19 protein-coding genes and 1 pseudogene are annotated in these 20603 nt (G+C 41.4%); 15 read left to right on the top strand and 5 right to left on the bottom strand.

Annotation, left to right across the window (positions count from 1 at the left end):
- Positions 1–453 precede the first annotated feature (453 nt).
- The 3 genes and pseudogenes from ACMUMJ_RS11430 to ACMUMJ_RS11420 all read right to left on the bottom strand — a co-directional run.
- A pseudogene (locus ACMUMJ_RS11430) lies at positions 454–817 on the bottom strand (transposase); the annotation flags it as partial.
- Positions 818–960: 143 nt separating this feature from the next.
- Positions 961–2172, bottom strand: coding sequence for an MFS transporter (locus ACMUMJ_RS11425; protein WP_414678971.1), 1212 nt, complete (start codon positions 2170–2172; stop codon positions 961–963).
- Between the two features lie 164 nt (positions 2173–2336).
- Positions 2337–3953 (bottom strand): Na/Pi cotransporter family protein, encoded by a 1617-nt coding sequence (locus ACMUMJ_RS11420; RefSeq protein ID WP_414678970.1) that lies wholly within the window; start codon positions 3951–3953, stop codon positions 2337–2339.
- 488 nt (positions 3954–4441) lie between these two features.
- Here ACMUMJ_RS11420 and ugpB point away from each other — a divergent pair, with 488 nt between their 5' ends.
- From ugpB to ACMUMJ_RS11385, 7 genes are all read left to right on the top strand, one after another.
- Positions 4442–5740 (top strand): sn-glycerol-3-phosphate ABC transporter substrate-binding protein UgpB, encoded by a 1299-nt coding sequence (ugpB, locus tag ACMUMJ_RS11415; protein WP_414678969.1) that lies wholly within the window; start codon positions 4442–4444, stop codon positions 5738–5740.
- Positions 5741–5854: 114 nt separating this feature from the next.
- The gene (gene ugpA, locus ACMUMJ_RS11410) at positions 5855–6730 is read left to right on the top strand and encodes a sn-glycerol-3-phosphate ABC transporter permease UgpA (RefSeq protein ID WP_414678968.1); all 876 of its coding nucleotides are present in this window, start codon (positions 5855–5857) and stop codon (positions 6728–6730) included.
- Between the two features lie 45 nt (positions 6731–6775).
- Positions 6776–7624, top strand: a complete 849-nt coding sequence (gene ugpE, locus ACMUMJ_RS11405; RefSeq protein WP_414678967.1) for a sn-glycerol-3-phosphate ABC transporter permease UgpE — start codon at positions 6776–6778, stop codon at positions 7622–7624.
- A 5-nt stretch (positions 7625–7629) separates the two neighbouring features.
- Positions 7630–8691, top strand: coding sequence for a sn-glycerol-3-phosphate import ATP-binding protein UgpC (locus tag ACMUMJ_RS11400; protein WP_414678966.1), 1062 nt, complete (start codon positions 7630–7632; stop codon positions 8689–8691).
- 36 nt (positions 8692–8727) lie between these two features.
- Positions 8728–9459 carry a glycerophosphodiester phosphodiesterase family protein gene (locus ACMUMJ_RS11395; RefSeq protein WP_414678965.1) on the top strand — a complete coding sequence of 244 codons (732 nt, stop codon included), beginning with the start codon at positions 8728–8730 and terminating at the stop codon, positions 9457–9459.
- The gene (locus ACMUMJ_RS11390) at positions 9459–10217 is read left to right on the top strand and encodes a DeoR/GlpR family DNA-binding transcription regulator (RefSeq protein ID WP_414678964.1); all 759 of its coding nucleotides are present in this window, start codon (positions 9459–9461) and stop codon (positions 10215–10217) included. Before ACMUMJ_RS11395 ends, ACMUMJ_RS11390 begins: the two co-directional genes overlap by 1 nt.
- Before the next feature lie 14 nt (positions 10218–10231).
- Positions 10232–11041 carry an HAD family hydrolase gene (locus tag ACMUMJ_RS11385; RefSeq protein ID WP_414678963.1) on the top strand — a complete coding sequence of 270 codons (810 nt, stop codon included), beginning with the start codon at positions 10232–10234 and terminating at the stop codon, positions 11039–11041.
- A gap of 95 nt (positions 11042–11136) precedes the next feature.
- On the opposite strand, the gene ACMUMJ_RS11380 is transcribed toward ACMUMJ_RS11385, so the two are convergent.
- Positions 11137–11478, bottom strand: coding sequence for a zinc ribbon domain-containing protein YjdM (locus ACMUMJ_RS11380; RefSeq protein WP_414678962.1), 342 nt, complete (start codon positions 11476–11478; stop codon positions 11137–11139).
- 236 nt (positions 11479–11714) lie between these two features.
- Complete coding sequence (locus ACMUMJ_RS11375) at positions 11715–12218, bottom strand: glycine cleavage system transcriptional repressor (RefSeq protein ID WP_414678961.1); 504 nt, start codon at positions 12216–12218, stop codon at positions 11715–11717.
- Positions 12219–12632: 414 nt separating this feature from the next.
- Here ACMUMJ_RS11375 and ACMUMJ_RS11370 point away from each other — a divergent pair, with 414 nt between their 5' ends.
- The 8 genes from ACMUMJ_RS11370 to ACMUMJ_RS11335 all read left to right on the top strand — a co-directional run bounded on the left by ACMUMJ_RS11370 (position 12633) and on the right by ACMUMJ_RS11335 (position 20572).
- Positions 12633–14135, top strand: a complete 1503-nt coding sequence (locus ACMUMJ_RS11370) for a mannitol dehydrogenase family protein (protein WP_414678960.1) — start codon at positions 12633–12635, stop codon at positions 14133–14135.
- Positions 14132–15151 carry a zinc-binding alcohol dehydrogenase family protein gene (locus ACMUMJ_RS11365; RefSeq protein ID WP_414678959.1) on the top strand — a complete coding sequence of 340 codons (1020 nt, stop codon included), beginning with the start codon at positions 14132–14134 and terminating at the stop codon, positions 15149–15151. Before ACMUMJ_RS11370 ends, ACMUMJ_RS11365 begins: the two co-directional genes overlap by 4 nt.
- Before the next feature lie 34 nt (positions 15152–15185).
- A complete protein-coding gene (locus ACMUMJ_RS11360) occupies positions 15186–16193 on the top strand; it encodes an Ldh family oxidoreductase (protein ID WP_414678958.1) in 1008 nt (335 codons plus the stop codon).
- A 15-nt stretch (positions 16194–16208) separates the two neighbouring features.
- Entirely contained in the window at positions 16209–17651 is a 1443-nt protein-coding gene (gene aldA / locus ACMUMJ_RS11355; protein WP_414678957.1) for an aldehyde dehydrogenase, read from the top strand.
- 89 nt (positions 17652–17740) lie between these two features.
- Complete coding sequence (locus tag ACMUMJ_RS11350) at positions 17741–18067, top strand: DUF938 domain-containing protein (protein ID WP_414678956.1); 327 nt, start codon at positions 17741–17743, stop codon at positions 18065–18067.
- A gap of 680 nt (positions 18068–18747) precedes the next feature.
- Positions 18748–19500 (top strand): fimbrial biogenesis chaperone, encoded by a 753-nt coding sequence (locus ACMUMJ_RS11345; protein WP_414678955.1) that lies wholly within the window; start codon positions 18748–18750, stop codon positions 19498–19500.
- A gap of 20 nt (positions 19501–19520) precedes the next feature.
- Positions 19521–20015 (top strand): hypothetical protein, encoded by a 495-nt coding sequence (locus ACMUMJ_RS11340; RefSeq protein ID WP_414678954.1) that lies wholly within the window; start codon positions 19521–19523, stop codon positions 20013–20015.
- A 44-nt stretch (positions 20016–20059) separates the two neighbouring features.
- A complete protein-coding gene (locus ACMUMJ_RS11335; RefSeq protein ID WP_414678953.1) occupies positions 20060–20572 on the top strand; it encodes a hypothetical protein in 513 nt (170 codons plus the stop codon).
- Positions 20573–20603: the final 31 nt, after the last annotated feature.

Below are 20603 nucleotides of genomic sequence, written 5' to 3'. Positions count from 1 at the left end.
TTTGTTATAAACAGTCTGTAAGTTACTCATCGTATTACCATTTTTCTAGATAATTAATGATAATCTCTTATTGAGGGTGAGTAACTTACTCCTTTCACCTTATTTTCCAAATGCACCACGGGTTTTTGATAAATGTTTTTATTGCAAGCATTTTTTAATGTATGTCTTCATTTTAACAATACAGTGGACGAAAAAACGCCCACTTTTGTTTATTATCGGGTGTTTTTTAAAAGACGTACCTTGCTTGGCCTATCAGTAATTAACCAGTCGGTTTTGATATCTTTGAGCTCTTCTCGTTTTTGCTCTCCACGATAACCCGAATCCGTAGATACAAACGTTTTTACCCATGAAGAAGATTAACCGTCTCGTTTAGATCATATACGTTGGCGACTATCGTACTGAAAACTGTGAGTTAGTTTCTCTTGCGTTTATATTGGCCTCTTTGAATAGCTAACGGGAGAGCTTATGCTTTTCCAGAAAATGCCTAACATTCCTAATCATGGCGTGGTCAGGAATAGCATAGCACCGTCCACGTCCAATGAGAACCCAGCAAACAAACGCATCGGTGTCATTTCATACAAGGCATCTTCCATGGCAGAACCTCTCATGACATACCCATGTTGCATGCAATGAATGCGGAACATGGTTGATAGCGGATAGGGTCTTCTGCCATTGTCAACTTTGGAGTAAAAAGATTCAACCACCGCTTCAAGCTGATGACAAGACATTAATTCATGCGAAAAAGGAAAATTTCTTTGCGTGTTTTACAGCGTTTTTTTGTTGAACTCACTGTCGGAAAAGTGAGTTGATGTGACATAAATAAGACGCGAAGGGTTAAATAGGAATCCTCTAATATTAGGAATTTATTCGCATATTTCCTAGGCTCTCCTTTCTATTTTTATGCTTTATCTACGAAATATTATCAATACCGTACCTTCATAAGAACGCTAGGACAGTACGTTAAACAGTATGCTCTTGGTATTTCTTTAAAAACAATGCCACTACGCACCCTGCCATACACAGGCCAGTCACAACAAAAAGAAAACCGTAATCTACACTACTTACCATGGCAAAAGCAAAGATGGGCACACCCACCGTTGCGCCTAGATTCCCCAATTGTGCGATCGCGCCGTTACCCATCGCTTGTTGATATTCGTTTTCAGATAAGAAGGGAATCAAGGTGAAAGAAGCGCCCTGAACAATGCCAGAAATCAATAACAGCAATACCGCAGACAACACAAAATACTCGCTTGAACCTTGCAGTTGTATCGTTGAATAGGTGGTTAGAAGCACGCCTAAATACGCGAAAAAGACCAAGCTAGGTGGGCGCAATAGATATTGAGATAAAAATCCAGCAAGAAATGTTCCTAAAATACTCACAACAGGCAACAAAATCAAAAGTGCATTTCTCACCTCATCGTCATCCGTAAGACGGGGGACAAACGTGAGAAAAGCGATGAACATACTGGTATGAAAAAAGAAGATCACACCCGGTAAACAGGTTCTCGGATTGAGATACACTTGCAATGTGGATTTGATCAAGTCAGATAACACAATTACTTTGGACGGTGTCACTTCAGCTCTGTCTTCAGAGGTAAAAAACCAAACATAAACCAACAAAGGTATCGATATCGCTGCATGAGACAAGCTCAACCCCGACAATCCCGATAGATTCAGAATCATTGAACCTAACCAACCTGAAACCGCAAACGCAACACCAAAGAATGTTCCCCACACACCCATTACTAATGAGTGATGATTTGGCGCTGAAAATCTCAACATTAATGTCGGTGCAACCACCACCAAACCAAGGTGTGAAATACCTTCTAGCACTCGGCTTGCCAACATCCAATTATAAGCAGGTAAAGTGGATTGGAACAGAGACAATCCGCACCCTATGATCAAGGCTGAAATTAACACTCGACGATAGCCTAACTTACCGGATAGAACACCAGCAACGACACCAAAAACTAGCCCAACCATACCAACAATAGACAGTAATGTGCCGATTGAAGCAGAAGAGACTTTATAGTTTTGTATTAGCACTTCATAAGAAATTGAAAATTTTGCGAACTGCATGGCCGCAAAAATACCAATTAACCATAAAACAATGACGCTTACCCACTGCGTTTTTTCCTCTAATGTAACATCATCCTGAATACTGACACTCATTTTTGATACACCTTTGTAAATCTTCCTTTGTTAACAAATAATAACCACTCACTCGAAAATCTTTTCCTTTATTAAGGAGGAAGATATTATCATTCATTAGGCTATTAACCTATAAGGAATCACCTACAAAGGACTACTTACAAAAATCACCTATAGTGCCGTGCCTATTGAAAGCCCTCTCGCTTAATAATAGGGTAAGCGTTAGCCACCAAAAGTGAACAGATACGTTGTAAATCACGTAAAATATCAACATGAATCTGAGACGATTCGAGACTAGCGGGAACCTGTTCCCTTAAACGCTGGGTATGTTGCTCACGGCAAAGAATGATCTTATTACGATAAATGTGTTTTGCATCCACCAATTCATTTGCTAAGTCAGGGCTTTGCGAAACATAAACAGCTTGAGACAAGCGAAATATTTCAAACAACTCTTCAAACAACATCTCCAATTCTTCTTGTCCGCTTTCAGAAAAAACAATGTCACCTTTATGCTTTTTACGCGCTAATACCATCAGACTTGAATCAACTATGTCGCCCACATGTTCAAGGTTGGTTGCAAAATTAAACGCATCCTGCCAGCTATTCTGAGCCTCTTTAGTGGTTTTGAAGTTTTCAATATAGGATAAATAATAGGTAACCTCTCTGTGAATGTGGTCAATATCATCATCTAACTGTTTAATTTTAGAGATTTTTTTGGAATTTTCAAAGGCGCTAGGAATGCCTTCTAACATTTGAAAAGCAATGTCGGCTATACGCAGCGTTTCATTACGTACATTGGCCATCGCGCGAACAGGATGGCCAATATCATCTTGCGACAAATACACAGAGCCAATTGGCTTATTGACTGCCTTTTCCACAGGAGCAGGGAAATGGTTTTCCAATACTTTGGCCCAATACGACACACTTATCAAGAAAATCATGCCATTCAAGGTATTGATAAAAAGGTGGAAAACCATAGGAGAGTCAAGTTTCAGCTCGTCTAATGAGACGAGCTGTTCCATTTGTAAGCAGTAAATGCCCAAACCAATACAAACAGCCCCGAGTCGAATAATAAGGTTGCCTAAAATAATTAAGCGGCCTTTTTGATTAAGCCCCCAGCCCGAACTTAGAGCGGGTAACGCCCCACCCATATTTGCACCCAGAACCATCATGATAGACATGTCCAAAGGAATCGACCCAGAGCTGGCCAAATGCGCGACGATTAAAATAACGGCCAAACTTGAATGCACTATCCAAGTCAATAACGCCACTAAAAATAAAGTCAGAGCCGCATCATGCCCCAGAATGCTCAGTAAAATATCCATACCATTACCAGAACGCATTCCTGCCGTCGCTTGCGATATAAGAGTCAATGCCAAGAGCAACAGACCTAACCCCATGCAAATCCGCCCCCAGTATTTAAAGGTTCTGCGGCTGGCTTTTTGAAACGATAGATAACCAATAAGTAGTAAAAAAGGAGAAAAAATCGATAAATCAAAGCTTAAAATCAACGCCATCAAGCTGGAACCAATTTCAGCTCCAACAACCAAAGACAACGCAGGCACAACACCCAATGCTCCTGTTGCCACAAACCCAGCAGCCAACAATACAACCGCTGTGCTTGATTGCAAAGCCGCAGCAGAAGACACCCCTAATATCATTGCTTGTGGACGATTACGCGTCATCACACGAATCGCATTTTCTAAACGGCGCTCATACGCTCTTTCAAAGCCCGTTTTGACCATTCGGATTGACCACAGTAGCAGAGCAATCGCCCCAGCAAGATGTATAAGTTCATTCATTTATTTTATCCAATTGAGAGTCATTTACGTCAACAACCATTGATGCCCTACCTTATATTTCTTTAAGCTACTATTAACTTTAGAACAGAACGCGTAAAAAAGTATTCAAAACATTCACTTACGCGGCTTCAAATACGTCTATTTTTAAACTTCCACCCTTTCAAATGAAAATCAACACCAAATATTACAGAAAGGTTAAATTTTCTAAAAATAGCCAATCATGCACACTTTAAACTAATCAATTGAAAACAAAATAAGTTTCAAATGATTGTATTTTGTTATTAAAATCTCACAATATTTCGATTTTATTGTTTAAGTTCTATTTTTCACTTTCATTTGAAATATGTATTTGGTAAAACATAAAGGCAATTCAAATAGTGAACATTTTTTAAACAATCGGACTCCAATCTAATAAACAAAAATGTCATATTTGAATGTTAAATTTCGCCTCGAGTTACAAAAAATAAGCTCATACGAGGAGCCTTGATATGCAAAAACGTAAATTATCTGCCTTACTGATAAGCGCATCTATCGCGAGTTCTGGTTTTGCTGCAACGGAAGTTGAGTGGTGGCATGCCATGGGTGGTGCACTAGGAGAAAAAGTAAACGCGATCGTCGCTGACTACAATGCATCACAAGATGCTTTTCAAGTTAAGGCGGTTTACAAAGGGAATTATACTGAAACTATGACATCAGCCATTGCGGCGTTCCGTGCGAAGCAACAGCCTGAACTAGTGCAAGTATTCGAGGTGGGCACAGCCAGCATGATGGCCGCTGAAGGCGCTGTCTACCCTGTACATCAATTAATGCGTGATGCGGGACAAGCCTTCGATGGCTCGAAATATTTAAGTGCGGTAACAGGCTATTACACAGACAATAATGGCGATATGTTATCCATGCCATTCAACAGCTCAACCCCCGTACTTTATTACAATAAAGCCATGCTGGCTAAAGCGGATGTTACACCACCCAAAACGTGGGAAGAAATGCAAATCGTTGGCGATAAATTACTCGCATCAGGTGAAAAATGCGGTTTCACTACAGCGTGGCAATCTTGGGTTCATTTGGAAAACATGAGCTCACGCCATAACGAACCTTTTTCAACAAAAGCAAATGGGTTTGGTGGTACAGACACGCGTTTGGTATTTAACAATCCTCTGCAAGTTAAACACATTAGTACAATGGGCGAATGGCAAAAGAGCGGCATTTTTAGCTACTCCGGCCGTCGTAATGATGGGGCAGCTAAGTTTTATAGCCAAGAATGTGCAATGTATACTGAATCGTCCGCGGGTTATGCAGGCATTAAGAAAAACGCCTCTTTTGAGTTTGGCGTAGTAGAATTGCCTTACTGGGCAAGTGCTGTAGAGCAACCTTCCAATACTATTATTGGTGGTGCGTCTTTATGGGTACTAAAAGGCCACCAAACAGAAGAGTATAGAGGCGTTGCATCTTTCCTAAACTACCTATCTTCTGCAGATGTTCAAGCGGATTGGCACCAATTCAGCGGCTACCTTCCTATTACTCAAGCAGCATATAGCCAAACAAAGGGCGAAGGCTTCTATGAGGAGAACCTAGGTACTGAAATTGCAGTTCAGCAAATGACAACAGGCACTCCATCTGAAAACACAAAAGGCCTTCGCCTTGGTAACTTCATTCAAATTCGAGGCATCATCGACGAAGCATTGGAGTCTGTTTGGAATGGCGATGCCGATGCTCAGTCTGCGCTTGATAACGCAGTAGAACGTGGCAATGTAATGCTGGCTAAGTTTGAAAAAGTGAATAAATAGCGACCAAGCATTTAGTCTATAAAAACGCCATTTTATCGGCTCACGCTCTGTAAATGCCTTCACCTTGCTCTGGTGAGGTGAATGCTCGCTTTAAACACGATTTCTGGAATACTCATGACAGTAACCTTCCCCCATAAAACCTTACCTTGGCTCTTGGTCGCACCGCAACTATTGGTGACCTTGATCTTCTTTTTATGGCCAGCAGGGCAAGCAATAGAGCAAGCTTTCTACCAAGAAGACCCTTTTGGATTAAGTCGAGAATTTGTTGGCTTAGAAAACTTTATCGAACTATTACAAGACCCGAATTACTATAATTCAATCGCCGTGACATTCATTTTCAGTTTATCCGTTGCTGTTAGTGGTTTAGTCATTGCACTCGTTCTAGCAACGATGGCCGATCGAATTATTCGCGGTCAAATGGTCTATCAAACGCTATTGATTTGGCCTTATGCCGTCGCCCCCGCATTGGCAGGCGTACTTTGGTGGATTTTGTTTGATCCAGCTCAAGGTCCAATCGCCTTATGGTTAGAATTCATTGGGGTTGATTGGAACCATTATGTCAATGGCAGCGACGCTATGATTCTTGTGGTTATTGCCGCTACTTGGAAGCAAATCAGTTACAACTTCCTTTTCTTTTTGGCTGGCTTACAAGCGATTCCACGCTCTTTAATAGAAGCGGCTGCAATTGACGGCGCAGGCCCACTACGACGCTTTTGGGACATTGTATTCCCCTTATTATCACCTACCGCATTCTTCCTTTTGGTTATGAATATTGTGTATGCCTTCTTTGAAACCTTTGGTGTTATCGATGCAACCACATCCGGAGGCCCAGGCCAGAGTACTAAAATCTTAGTGTATAAGGTGTATGAAGATGGTTTTGTCGGTTTGGATTTAGGAGGCTCGGCAGCTCAGTCAGTGATTCTTATGATAATCGTTGGATTGATGACTGTAGTTCAGTTCCGCTTTATTGAACGCAAGGTACAGTATTAATGAAAACCTTTAATTTAATCACCCTACATAAAGGCGGTTTGTAACATGATAGAAAATCGTCCTTGGTTAACCTTTACTCGCCATGCTGTCTTAATACTGGGTGTTATTGCTGTGGCTCTGCCTATTTGGGTCGCCATTGTTGCATCCACTCACCCTGCGGAAGCATTTGGTCAAGGCACTGTCCCTTTATGGTTTGGTAACTACGCCACAGAAACATGGCAAACCGTGTTGTTGAATGCCGCGGGCAATGGTGTCGATGTTCCTGTTTGGCGCATGCTGCTAAATTCCTTGATCATGGCCTTGTCTATTGCTTTTGGTAAGATCGCCATTTCATTAGTTTCTGCGTATGCCATTGTTTTTTTTCGCTTTCCAATGCGCTCACTTTGCTTCTGGATCATCTTTATGACCCTAATGCTGCCTGTTGAGGTTCGCATCTTACCGACTTATGAAGTAGTGGCTAAGCTTAACTTGCTGAACTCTTATACAGGATTAGCATTGCCTTTGATTGCCAGTGCAACCGCAACGTTCCTCTTCAGACAAGCCTTTATGGCAATACCAGGGGAGTTAGTAGAAGCGGCCAGAATGGATGGAGCAGGACCTGTTCGTTTTTTCTTTGACATCTTGTTGCCGCTCACTCGCACCAATATTGCGGCACTCTTTGTTATCTTGTTTATCTATGGTTGGAACCAATACCTTTGGCCTCTGCTTATTACCACGGACGATGCGTATTACACGTTAGTAATGAGTATAAAACGCATGGTATCTGTCGAGGATGGTGCAATTGAGTGGAACAGTATTATGACGACGACAATTTTAGCCATGTTACCCCCGGTTGCTGTCGTGATTGGCATGCAAAAAATGTTTGTTAAAGGTTTAGTGGATTCGGAGAAATAATCGTCATGGCAGCAGTCGTATTAAATAAAGTAGGTAAGAAATACCCAAATGGTTTCCATGCCATTCCAGCCGTAGATTTGGAAATTAAAGACGGTGAATTTATTGTTCTAGTAGGCCCATCTGGTTGTGGTAAATCAACGTTACTGCGCATGGTCGCAGGCTTAGAAACCATTACAGATGGTGAGTTAACCCTCAATGGCGAACGCATGAATGATCGTGAGCCTGCCGATCGTGACATTGCTATGGTGTTTCAAAGCTATGCGCTTTATCCCCATATGACCGTCTTTGGCAACATGGCTTATGGGCTTAAAAACCGTGGCGTGGATAAAGACACCATCACTCAAAAAGTAAACGATGTAGCGACCATGCTAGATCTATCACCATTACTAGAGCGTAAACCTAGGGAATTGTCCGGCGGACAAAGACAAAGGGTAGCAATGGGACGTGCCATGGTGCGTGACCCTCAAGTCTTCCTATTTGATGAACCTCTGTCTAACTTGGATGCAAAACTAAGAGTTCAAATGCGCGTAGAAATACGCCAGCTTCAAAGACGCTTAGGCACAACAACCTTGTATGTTACTCATGATCAAGTCGAGGCGATGACACTTGCGGACAGGTTGGTTGTATTAAATAAAGGTAATGCGGAACAAATCGGCTCACCTCTGGAACTGTACGATCGACCAGCAACGCCATTTGTGGCGGCTTTTATTGGTTCACCTGCGATGAACTTATTTGCAGCTCAACTCAATGAAAAAACGCTGACTGTAGGCGACAGCGTAGACATGCCTTTAATCAATGAATACGAATTTAATGGGCCTGTTATTTGGGGAATTCGACCTGAGCATTTAATCATTAGTGAAGACAAAGCCGATTTTAAAATACGTGTAAAAGCGGTGGAGTCCTTAGGTGCAGAAACACTTATTTATGGCGCTATTGAAGGGGTAAAAGAAGAGCTGGTATTGCGCTTATCAGGGCCTCATCAACCAGAAATAAACAGCCATATCCATCTACAAGCGCCGCGTAATAAGTGGCATTTATTTGATGCAAAGACGCAACAAAGGCTATAACTCGATTGCACTTTGATTGTGACACTAGGATCTAAAATGACATTTGAAACAAGAGTAATGGGACATCGAGGTGCCGCTAAATTAGCCCCCGAAAACACCCTAGCGTCCATCTCTGCCGCGGCAGACGTGGGAACACAATGGGTAGAAATAGATGTTACAATAGCGGCCGATGGGTTGGTGATCTTTCACGACGATACTCTCGATCGTTGCACTAATGGCTCTGGCCCAGTTAAAATGAAAAGCGTCGCAGAGCTCAAAGCGTTAGAGGTAGAAAATCAGTTTAATCCCGCATTTTCAAACGAAACCATTCCTACTTTAGTCGAGGCGTTAAAGCACATCCAAGATCTGGGTTTATCATTAAATCTAGAAATTAAATGTGCTCAACCTGATGTGATGAAAATCGTACCAGACGTCCTAGCACAATTGGCTGAACATTGGCAAGACAAATCAAAACTGTGTATTTCAAGCTTTAATCACGACGTATTAATCGCTGTTCGTAATATTGATAGTGACTTACGTTTGAGCCAGATATATAAGGCTATCCCCAATAACTGGCCTGAAACGCTATCAAGTATTCATGCTTTTAGCTTGAATTGTGATTATGCATTACTCAGAGAGGAAACGGCGTTGGCGATAAAAGAGGCAGGTTACTTACTTTTTTGCTACACCGTCAATAAGCCAGAATTGGTTCAAGAGCACTGGAAATGGGGGATGGATGCCGTCATTACCGATGATCCAAGTCTCTTTTTTAATACCGGAATAAAATAATGAGCTTGAGTGAACGTCAAAATCAAATACTTAACTGGGTTCAGCAGGTTGATTATTTATCTATTGAAACGCTTGTGGAACGTTTTGACGTTTCCTCGCAAACCATTCGTAAAGATGTCAATCATCTGGCTGAGTTACACCTGATTCGGCGTCAGCATGGTGGCATCACTCTAATGTCAACGGCAGAAAACTTGCCCTTTGATAATAGACAGTATTTGAATGGTAATGCCAAACAAAAAATTGCAGATACACTCGTCGCTCAAATACCTGATGGCGCCTCCCTTATTTTAGGCGTCGGTACTACGGTTGAGTATGTAGCAAAAGCGTTAGCCAACCACAAAGACTTGCAGGTCTTCACAAACAATCTGACCGTCGCAGCAATACTTTTTGCGTTTCCAAGCATTCAAGTAAGAGTCGCAGGTGGGAAATTACGACACTCTCATCGAGACTTAGTCGGTGTGGACACGGTGGAGTTTTTACGTCAGTTCTATTTCGACTTTGGCATCATCGGATGCGGTGGCTTGGACGAAGAAATGGGCATTCTCGATTTCGACCCTGAAGAAGCAGCGATCAGTCGCGTTATTATCGATCAAAGTCGCAATACCGTATTGGTGTGTGATCAGCACAAGTGGGGGCGTAAAGCCATGGCGAGAGTAAAAAACTTTAACCATATAAATCAATTCGTTACCGATGTAGTTACCGAAAAACAAGCTGAGTTGTTACAACAACATAATGTGCAACTAAACCTTATAGATTAGACATAGATTTATTCATGCCAGACTCATTGATTGCAGATTTACAACAATTAAGTGCCACTCAGTTACAGCCGATAAAATACATATTAACTGACGTAGACGATACCCTCACATGGGAATCCAGTTTGCCTGTGGAAACCTACTTAGCACTCAGCGAGTTACTTGCAGCGGGTTACATAGTCATTCCAGTGACTGGGGGCTGCGCTGGTTGGTCTGATTTAATGGCTCGTTTATGGCCTGTGTCTGGTGTTATCACTGAAGGCGGTGCGTGTTTTTTACAAAAGCAAACCAGCGGCAAACTAGATTATCACTACTGGACCTCTGTTGAGCACATGCACACCAAAAAGCTAGAACTGCTCCAAGAGGTAAACGCGCTTTTACCCGAGTTTACGCCTTTACAACTCGCTCAAGATCAAGCCTATCGCCTCACTGACGTGGCAGTTGATTATGCACAAGATCAAAACCCTCCATCACCTGAGCTAAGGGATGCCCTATTAGATAAGCTGCATCAGCGTGGTCTGCAAGCAAAAGCCAGCTCGATTCATATCAATATTTGGCATGGTGATTACGATAAGTTCGCCATGGCGGAACGCGTATTAACACAGCATTATGGACTCAGCCACCAGCAAATAGTAGAGCAAGTGATTTATGTCGGTGACGCACCCAATGATGAAAGTATGTTTGCGAAATTTCCTTTAAGCATAGGAGTAGCCAATATCGGCAAGCATCTTTCTTCGATGCAACACAAACCAAACTGGCTAACAAAAAAACCAGGTGGCCATGGTTTTGCCGAACTGGCGAATAAGTTATTGCAAAAAAATGGCTAGATTTGTTAAGTGATGCAATAAGAGGAAGTGCTGATCTGTCAATCAGACAAATAACATGTGTTGTTACTTATCTGAATTACAGGAAGGAAGCCGTATTAAGCAGACGCTTTTTTCACGAATTTCGATTTCAACATCATATCACCAGCGCCATCTACTTTACAGTCGATGTCGTGGTCACCATCAACAAGACGTTTGATCGTGGCTTTGGTGCCAATTTTTAGCACTTGAGAAGACCCTTTTACTTTAAGGTCTTTTGCCAAGGTCACTTTATCTCCTTCTTGCAAAAGCTTACCGCTAGCGTCTTTGATGATGAGCACATCTTCATCAACCACTTCTTCATTTGGATTCCATTCGTGGGCACATTCAGGACAAATCAACATAGATTGATCTTCGTAAACGTACTCTGAATTGCATTTTGGACAGTTAGGGAGGCTCATATTTTTTATTACCTTATGACGTACTTGGGAAAATTTGGCCCATTATACCCTTATTTTCACTGTGGCTTTTCATTCGAGAGAAAAATTCGTTCTTTCGCTTTTTCCCGTTTCCTACCCAAGCACTTTTAAGACGTTATGCTCTAGTTGATCTAGTTTCAATGGTCTCCATGGGAATCCATACCATGTTACTAGCAGAATACACTTGCATTAGCACGCTGGAGCGCAAAAATGAGGAATCAGGTGAGCTCTATTATCAAGTCACTACTGATGTCTTCTAAAGCGGCTTCCAATTCATACAATGGCAAATTTCTCGGTATGCTCAACACCATCTCGGTTCGAAAAAGCATATCAGAGCTCATCGGCGCAGGTTCACATGATGTATTCAACTCTTTAACGTTCACCAAAAGAGAATGCAGAACCTGAGAAACTTCTTTCACTATGCCCGGCCTATCATTACCCACCACAGAGAGCGATAAGCTTGTTCCTTCGGCTGGAGTCGAGTTGGCGGCTTCCACCGTGACATTCAAACCCAATTTATCAAAATCACTTAATTCACTGATCAGTGCCTCTTGATGATCCACTGGAACGGACAAAATCAAAATACCCGCGAATTTATCCGCCAAATGCGCCATACGACTTTCTAACCAATTCCCATGATGACGAGAAACCGTATCTGATAAGCGCTCAACCAAACCGGGAGAGTCGTCTCCAATAAAGCTTAAAACTAGATGTTGTGACATAAAACGTTCTCCATCATTTATTATTAGAATTATTTAGCAGGACTTAATTTCACACTGGATTGAACATACGTGAATTGACACCTAGATTACTAAAATTCGATAGGAGTGCCAAGCGAGTAATCTATTCCACATATTGAGTTCGACAGTAAAATTTTTTTAATTAAGCCTCACCATTTAATGCCTATCTGATAAACAAACACCAAACTGGCTAACCAAAAAAGCGAATTATGGATTGACAGAATTAGCATGCCATCATTTTTACGCCTCCATGCTTAATAGGCCTTCCATTGAATAAATCACCACTAAAAGATTGAAGATTCCATTGACAACAACAAATATTGGTTTTTTATATTTCTTTTTTGGACTGATGTATTATATAGTTTAATTTAAATTGGTTAACCAATAGAGAATTAAATGCATTCATCATCCTATATTTTTGACTCAATCAACGTAAACAATCTGCAACAAACGTCCTACCCAAGAGACAATCTTCAGACCAAAATTGTTCACATTGGATTTGGCGCTTTCCATCGAGCCCATCAAGCGGTCTATACCGATCTTGCCAATAATGAAGAAGGTGAACCTTGGGGCATTTATGGCATTAATTTATTTAGGAAAGGAACACTTTCAGACGATTTCGCAGCTCAAGATAATCTTGCGACCTTAATTGAAAAAGACAGTGTCAGCTCAACCAAACGATTAGTACGTTCGTTTACGGGTGCCATGAACATCCATGATAAAGGCACTCAATTCGCCTTAGACAAATTGTGCGAACCGCAGGTGGCCATCGTCTCTCTTACCGTTACCGAAAAAGGCTACTGTTTAACACCTGAAGGCAGACTGAACAGAAAAAACACGCTGATTCAACAGGACTTAGACTCACCTCATACACCTGTTTCAGCCATTGGTATTATTGTAGAAGCGCTTCGGCTTCGTAAAGAAAAATCTCTCTCCGCTTTTAGTGTAATGTCTTGCGATAACATTCCAGAAAATGGCCATAAAACCCAAATCGCAGTATTGGATTACGCAAAATCAATCGATGCGAAATTAGCCGAGTGGATAGAGAGTAACGTAACGTTTCCGAGCACCATGGTCGATCGCATTGTTCCAGCCATGGATGACTCAACATTTCAGCATTTAGAAGAAGAAATTGGTGTTCAAGATTGCTTTGGATTGATTAGCGAAACCTTCAAACAGTGGGTAATTGAAGACCAATTCTGTAATGGTCGACCAAATTGGCATTTATCTGGCGCTATGTTGGTCGAGGATGTTTTGCCTTATGAAGAAATGAAACTGCGAATGCTTAACGGCTCACACTCATTTCTCGCCTATGTGGGCTCTTTATGTGGCTATAAGTACGTCTACCAGTGTATGGAAGACCCACTACTAAAGGAACTGACCGCTCAATTAATGATTGAAGAACAAGCCTTGTCTCTATCTGACGAACTTGATGTGGATTTACAACGTTACGCACAATCGTTACTGGCGCGTTTTAGCAATCAAAATATCAAACATCAAACGACTCAAATTGCCATGGATGGTTCACAAAAATTACCGCCAAGAGTCATTGAATCAATATTAGCACTTCTCCAAAAAGGTGCGTTTGATGAAAAGAATCCACCCTCAATTTTATTGTTTTTGCTGGCCGCTTGGATGCACTGTATTCAAGGTAAACACACTGCTGATTATCAGTTAATTGATCCTGAAGCAGAAACGCTCATCTCTCTTTTAGACTCATCGGCTCTAGGATCTCATCCATGTGATGCATTGTTGCAATTTAAAGCCGTATTCAATGATAACTTACTGGCGCATCCGTCATTAATCAAACGCATCAAATATTTTTATAACGTCATCGAGCAGCAAGGAATTCAAGCCGCTCTGACGGAACTGTCTGCCTTATTAAGGACCCAAGAATGAAATCATTAATTTGTGAAAAACCGTTTGCCATTCATTATATTGAAACACCAAAGCCAATCATTAAAAGCGATGAAGTACTGCTAAAAATAAAAGCCGTTGGCATTTGTGGAACTGACATTCATGCCTATACAGGAAACCAACCCTTTTTCTCCTACCCTCGTATTCTAGGACATGAAATTTGTGGTTTGGTTGAAGCAGTAGGCGACGCCTGTACAACCGATTTAATCGGTCAGTATGTTGTGGTTATTCCTGCCATTGCCTGTGGAGAATGTGCGGCCTGCCTAGAAGGCAAAACCAACTGCTGCGATACCATTTCTTTATACGGTGTACACCAAGACGGCGGTTTTCAAGATTACCTAGCCGTAAAATCCAGCAATATTATTCCCGTTCCAACATCGGTTGATCCTGCTGCAGCCTCTCTAGTTGAATGTTTCGCGATTGGTGCTCATGCCAACCGTCGAGCTGATTCCAAAGCCAAAGAGAACATTCTGGTTGTGGGTGCTGGCCCTATTGGATTGGGAACCGCTGCGATTGCGTTAGCCAATAACGCCAATGTTATTTTAGCGGACGTCAGTGATGAACGACGCGCTCATGCGGAATCGGTACTCGGAATTAAAACCTTAAACCCGATGGAAGCAACCTATATAGACGATTTACATCACGCGTTTAACGGTAATTTTGCCTGTACCGTTATGGACGCAACGGGCAACAAAGCCTCCATGACAAACAGCGTCAATCTCATTCGTCATGGTGGAAAAATTGTCTTTATCGGTTTGTACATCGGTGACCTACAACTGGATGACCCGACGTTCCACAAGAAAGAAACCACCCTAATCGCCAGCAGAAATGCCACATTTGAAGATTTCACTCACGTTATTGAGCTTTTTGAATCCAATAGCATCAGTGAAAAAATCATGGTGAATCAAGAATTCCACTTCGACACCATTGGCTTAGATTATGAAAATAACGTGGTAAAAAACAACCGTCTTGTTAAAGGCGTTATTCGCTTCGACTAACAATTTTGCTTCAATTAACAATCAGGGAATCACTATGACAACAAGAATAAAAATAGAGGAATTGCACGCACTTGCCTTTAATAAACTGCATCAGGCGGGTTACCCAAAAGACGTTGCCCAACAGGTAACGGATGTTTTGATCCATGCGGATTCACGGGGCGTGCATTCACATGGCGTCATTCGTGTGGAGCACTACTGCCACCGCTTGTCTCAAGGAGGCATGAAGCCTGATGCCAAGTCGACCATAGAAAGAATTGCACCATCGGTTGCCATTCTCGATGGAGACGATGGCATGGGGCATTGCGCCATGATTGACGCGACGAAAGAAGCCATTAGCATAGCGAAAGAAAACGCCGTTGGCTTTGTCAGCGTGAAGAACACATCTCACTGTGGCGCTCTATCGTATTTTGCCGAAATGGCCGCCAAACAAGGTTTGATTTCCATCTCCATGACACAAACGGATACGTGCGTCGCGCCTTATGGTGGTGCTGAACGATTTTGGGGAACCAATCCCATTGCTTTTGGCTTCCCCGTAGAAAACGGCAATCCCGTTATTATTGATATGGCTACCAGTGCCACCGCGTTTGGCAAATTATTGCATGCAAAAGAAACAGGCAGTGACATCTCTTTGGGCCTGGCCATCGACAAAGATGGCGTTGAAACGACTAACCCACATGAAGCGACAACACTCTTGCCTTTTGGACAACATAAAGGCTCAGGTATTGCTCTAGCAATCGACGCCTTAACAGGCATGCTTATGGGTGCTAATTTTAGTAATCACATAGTAAGAATGTATGATGACTACGATAAGATGCGCAAACTTGCGAGCTTGATGATTGTTATTGATCCAAGTAAATTCGGCGGCCACAGTTTTGCGAGTATGATGGCCCAAATGGTGTCAGAATTACATCAAGTAAAACCCGCACCAGGATTTGATCAAGTGGTTGCGCCAAACGAGCCTCAAGTCGCGTATTTTGAAGCGTGTCAGAAACAGGGCATTCCCGTAACTGACTCTATTTATCAATACCTAACCAACCACTAAATGGAAACGACCTTTATGAAACAGTACGACATGTTCGTTAATGGCGAATGGATAAAAGCAAAGTCAGGTCGAACAGACTCTGTCATTAACCCATCGACAGAAAGCGTCGTTGCGACCATCCAACACGGTGATGCAGAAGATGCTCAAGGCGTTATGGCAGCCGCGAAAACCGCACAAATAACATGGCGTAAAAAGCCAGCTCGCGAACGAGCAGACATAATGCGCAAATTTGCCGCCGAAATTCGCAATCGAAAACAGTCATTGGCTGAGCTGCTAGTACAAGAGCAAGGCAAATTACTAAAAGTCGCTTTAGGCGAAGTTGAAGTAACGGCCAGCTTTATCGAGTATGCCTGTGATTGGGCTCGTCAAATGGACGGCGATATCGTCAAATCGGACAATCCAAACGAACATATTTGGATTCATAAAGTACCAAGAGGCGTGATTGTTGCTATTACTGCGTGGAATTTCCCTCTTGCATTAGCGGGTCGGAAAATTGGACCTGCCTTGATTGCAGGTAACACCATTGTGGTAAAACCCACCACAGAAACACCGTTAGCCACATTAGAATTAGGACACATAGCAGAATATGTCGGCTTGCCAAAAGGCGTATTAAACATCGTCACGGGTGGAGGTCGCACACTTGGTGATGCATTGGTTCGACACTCTGACACTAAAATGGTGTCTATGACGGGCAGTACCCCAGCCGGACAAGCCATCGTGAAAGCCGCTGCGGACAATCTTGCCCATGTTCAATTGGAGCTGGGCGGTAAAGCGCCCTTTATTGTGCTAGCAGATGCAGACCTTGAGCAAGCCGCCACCGCTGCATTGCATTCTCGTTTTGATAATTGTGGACAAGTTTGCACATGCAATGAGCGTATGTATGTACATGAAAACGTTTATGATGATTTTATGGCTGTTTTCATCGACAAAGTTAAATCCCTTAAAGTTGGTGATCCTATGCTAGACGAGACGGATTTAGGGCCAAAAATCAATCAAAAAGAAATCGAAGCAATGGAACGCCTCGTGTCTATTAGTGTCGCTGAAGGCGCACACATTGCAACAGGTGGCGCTCGGTTAACCGAAGGCCAATATGGCAAAGGCTATTGGTTCGAACCGACGGTATTGACCAATGTATCGCAGGACATGACCATTGTTCATGAAGAATCGTTTGGCCCTATTCTTCCAGTCATCACCTTCACGACTTTGGACGAAGTCATTGGTTATGCGAATGACAGCGAATACGGTTTAGCGGCTATGGTCTGCACCAAAGACATGCAAACCATTCTACGTTTAGTGGATGAACTGGAAGCGGGTGAAGTCTACATTAACCGTGGCCATGGAGAGCAACATCAAGGCTTCCACAACGGCTATAAACTCAGCGGCACGGGTGGCGAGGATGGAAAGTATGGCTTTGAGCAATACCTAGAAAAGAAAACCTTCTATGTGAATTTTGATTAGTAGATTTTATGAACTCTTGTCCATTAATAATCGTTCAAAACCAACTCTGAACTGCGTTACGAAGCACTTAACTTATTCAATTTAAGACCATGCTTCGTGATGCAATCAGTCACCTTCAAAGACTTATTTTGCCTCCCTCTTTTTGCCTTATTTGTACGTTTCTTTCTATAGAGTTTCTCTTTGGTCAGAACGACTGGCCAAGTTTGCCTATAAACGCTATTTTTACCGCTAGTACCACCCACATAATGCAGCGCGAAGAAGCGAAGTTAATGATGCAACAGATTGGTGTTAACCTAAATTCTAACGGTGTATTTTGCCAATATGAGCCAATGAATGTGAATGGAAACTACACCAGTGACGGCAACCGCAACTTTGATCAACATCTACTGAAAAATGGCTATGGTGTAACCAAATGAGCCATAGGAATGGGGCTGATAAAACAGATTCCCATGCCTGCTAATAACTTTTTACTCATATAGAAAGTAATTTAAATCGGGGAGGATATTTTGGTACCAAATTCATACGTTTAGTCGCATGAATTTGGCAATATGGAATTAGACAAGACACCACGGAGAAAATAACAGCCATTATTCCCTATAAACAGGGAACGTAACCCGCTCAGCGCTGTCTACAAAACACAGATAAAAGTCAGTTATCTCTAAAGTATTACTGTGGGGGTAGGCGTCAAATTTACGCTATTAAATAAGCATTGCCTTATTATTGTTGGCTTAATTCTTGGTGTTATGTTGTTAAAAATGACCGTGCGGTTTGTCTTAGCCTTGACATTTAAAGTCAAACACAGTGACCGATGGTTATTTAGGGAAGGGGCGAATAAGTCTACTAAGACTCAGTCTTTCAGAGAAACCGTCAAATAAGGCTCGATTCTGCAGGAATGTTAATACCTTTCAACTAAACAGACACTAGTCCAAAGTGAGATCACTCTCAAATCAACTCCGAGATAATACAAGTAAACGACTCCATTCGGACAGTTCTTTAGATTTTTAAAAATGTTATATTTTTTGTCATTCTTTACTTGACACTTTTAATTTTACATATTTTAATGACGATATTAGCATACCTTATAAAAGGATATAAAATGGATTTAATTATAAGAAGCGCCATTCACACTATATGTTTTATATTTTTATGTACTGTAAATTTATCGAATGCTAATGATTTTAAATTAGATAAAACACGAATTTCATTTGACGAAAAGGATCGGCGTCAAGAGTTTAGAATTTACAATGATTCAAACGAATTACAAAGCTTTCGTGTTACGTTGACAGAAATGAAAATGCATAAAGCTGGCCATTTGGAATCTGTTGTTGATTATCCTTTATCTGCAAAGAAATATTTGAGAGTAGGTCCACGCATTTCTAGAAATATCCCTGCAAAAAGTTTCGCTAAGATTCGCTTAATAAAGAAAGAAGTCAATGATATAGGTGAATTTCGTTCTCACATTGTTGTTGAATCAATCAAAACTGAAGCTGAGAAAAAATCATCTGGTATTTCTATACAACCCAATATAAAGTATGTTATCCCTGTCTTCATTCGAAATTATTCTAGTGAACGAAAAGCTAAAGTTACACTTAAAAAACATCGCTATGATAATGAAAATTTATCTTTGCTATTTTCAAGAAATGGAATTGGCTCCTTTAGTGGAAATTTAGTCATACAAGACGAAAAAGGGAATGAGTTATACAGAGCAAACCAAGTTAGTATTTATCCAGAACTAAATCAAAGAGAGTTTAGAACCAATATAAAGCGCAACTCATTTAGCGGTTCGCTTACCATAATAATGGAAGGGTTAGATGATAGCAGTGAGATTCAATATGAAACTCATATATAACTCCATTTAAAGGATTAATTATGAATCAAGCTATATTTATAATATTGCTAGCTTTAACTGCAACCAACTCTTTTTCTAAAGAACTTGGCTTTTCGACTGAAACTGATGATTCAAATATAATATTAAAAATTATAGAAAAAAAGGCAATACATTTCCCTGAGTTATTATTTAATAGGGCAACGACAGAAGGCGCATATTGTTCAGCTACAGGGCTACCGAATCTACACGATGTTCGCTATTCCCTTTGCCCACATGAAATAGGGCAGCCTGGGGTATTTGATGTCATAGGTGCCGAAAATGCCATTGTCATTGTAACTCATAGCGCAGACCATACAGTAAATGGATTACGCCTAACATCAAAGAAACAAAACCCTTTAACAATCCAAACAATGCAACTTGGCCCAACCGGCAAAGCTCAATATATTGCTCAAAGCACGATTACCCTTGTAGATAAAAAAGCAGTAAAAACTTCAGAATACAATTTTATTTTTGACATATTTGTTGCATATCAATGATATCTATAATTCAGCAATAACAATCAACCAATAAGGAAGAACTCATGAAAAAAACATTAACCTTAGCCATGCTATTTACCCTTTCGACAACTGTAAGCGCAGACACATTTAATGTGTCAGTCAGTTTGAACAAACAAGAAGTACCCCTAACCATATCTCAAACACAACCGATGGCGTTTCCTGAGCTAGTGATCAACAGAGCCACTAATGTCGGTGCAGTTTGCAGAGCACATCCTATTCAACTAGGTAAAACTGATGAAGAGCGACTCTGTGCAGCCACGAGAGGTATTGGAAAAACTGCCAATTTTATATTGTCGGGTATACCACATGCAGACTTAACATGGACAGTCCCTGGGCAATCTCAAGAGCAAGATGGGTTACGCTTTATTATTAATGAAATAAATTCAGCAAATCAAGCTTCACATCAAAAATTGGACGCTTCTGGTAATTTAGCTATAATTTTTCATGCCGATATTATCTTGGCCGATCACGCTCTTGCAATGCAAAGTCCTGGTGTTAAAACATTTACCTATGAACTAATTGCCGCTTACCAATAACCTTTAAAACTAACCGTAGTTCATACGGTTA

The organism is Marinomonas phycocola (assembly GCF_047525455.1).
Classification (GTDB): Bacteria; Pseudomonadota; Gammaproteobacteria; order Pseudomonadales; family Marinomonadaceae; genus Marinomonas.
This window is presented reverse-complemented; position numbering and strand designations above follow the sequence as displayed.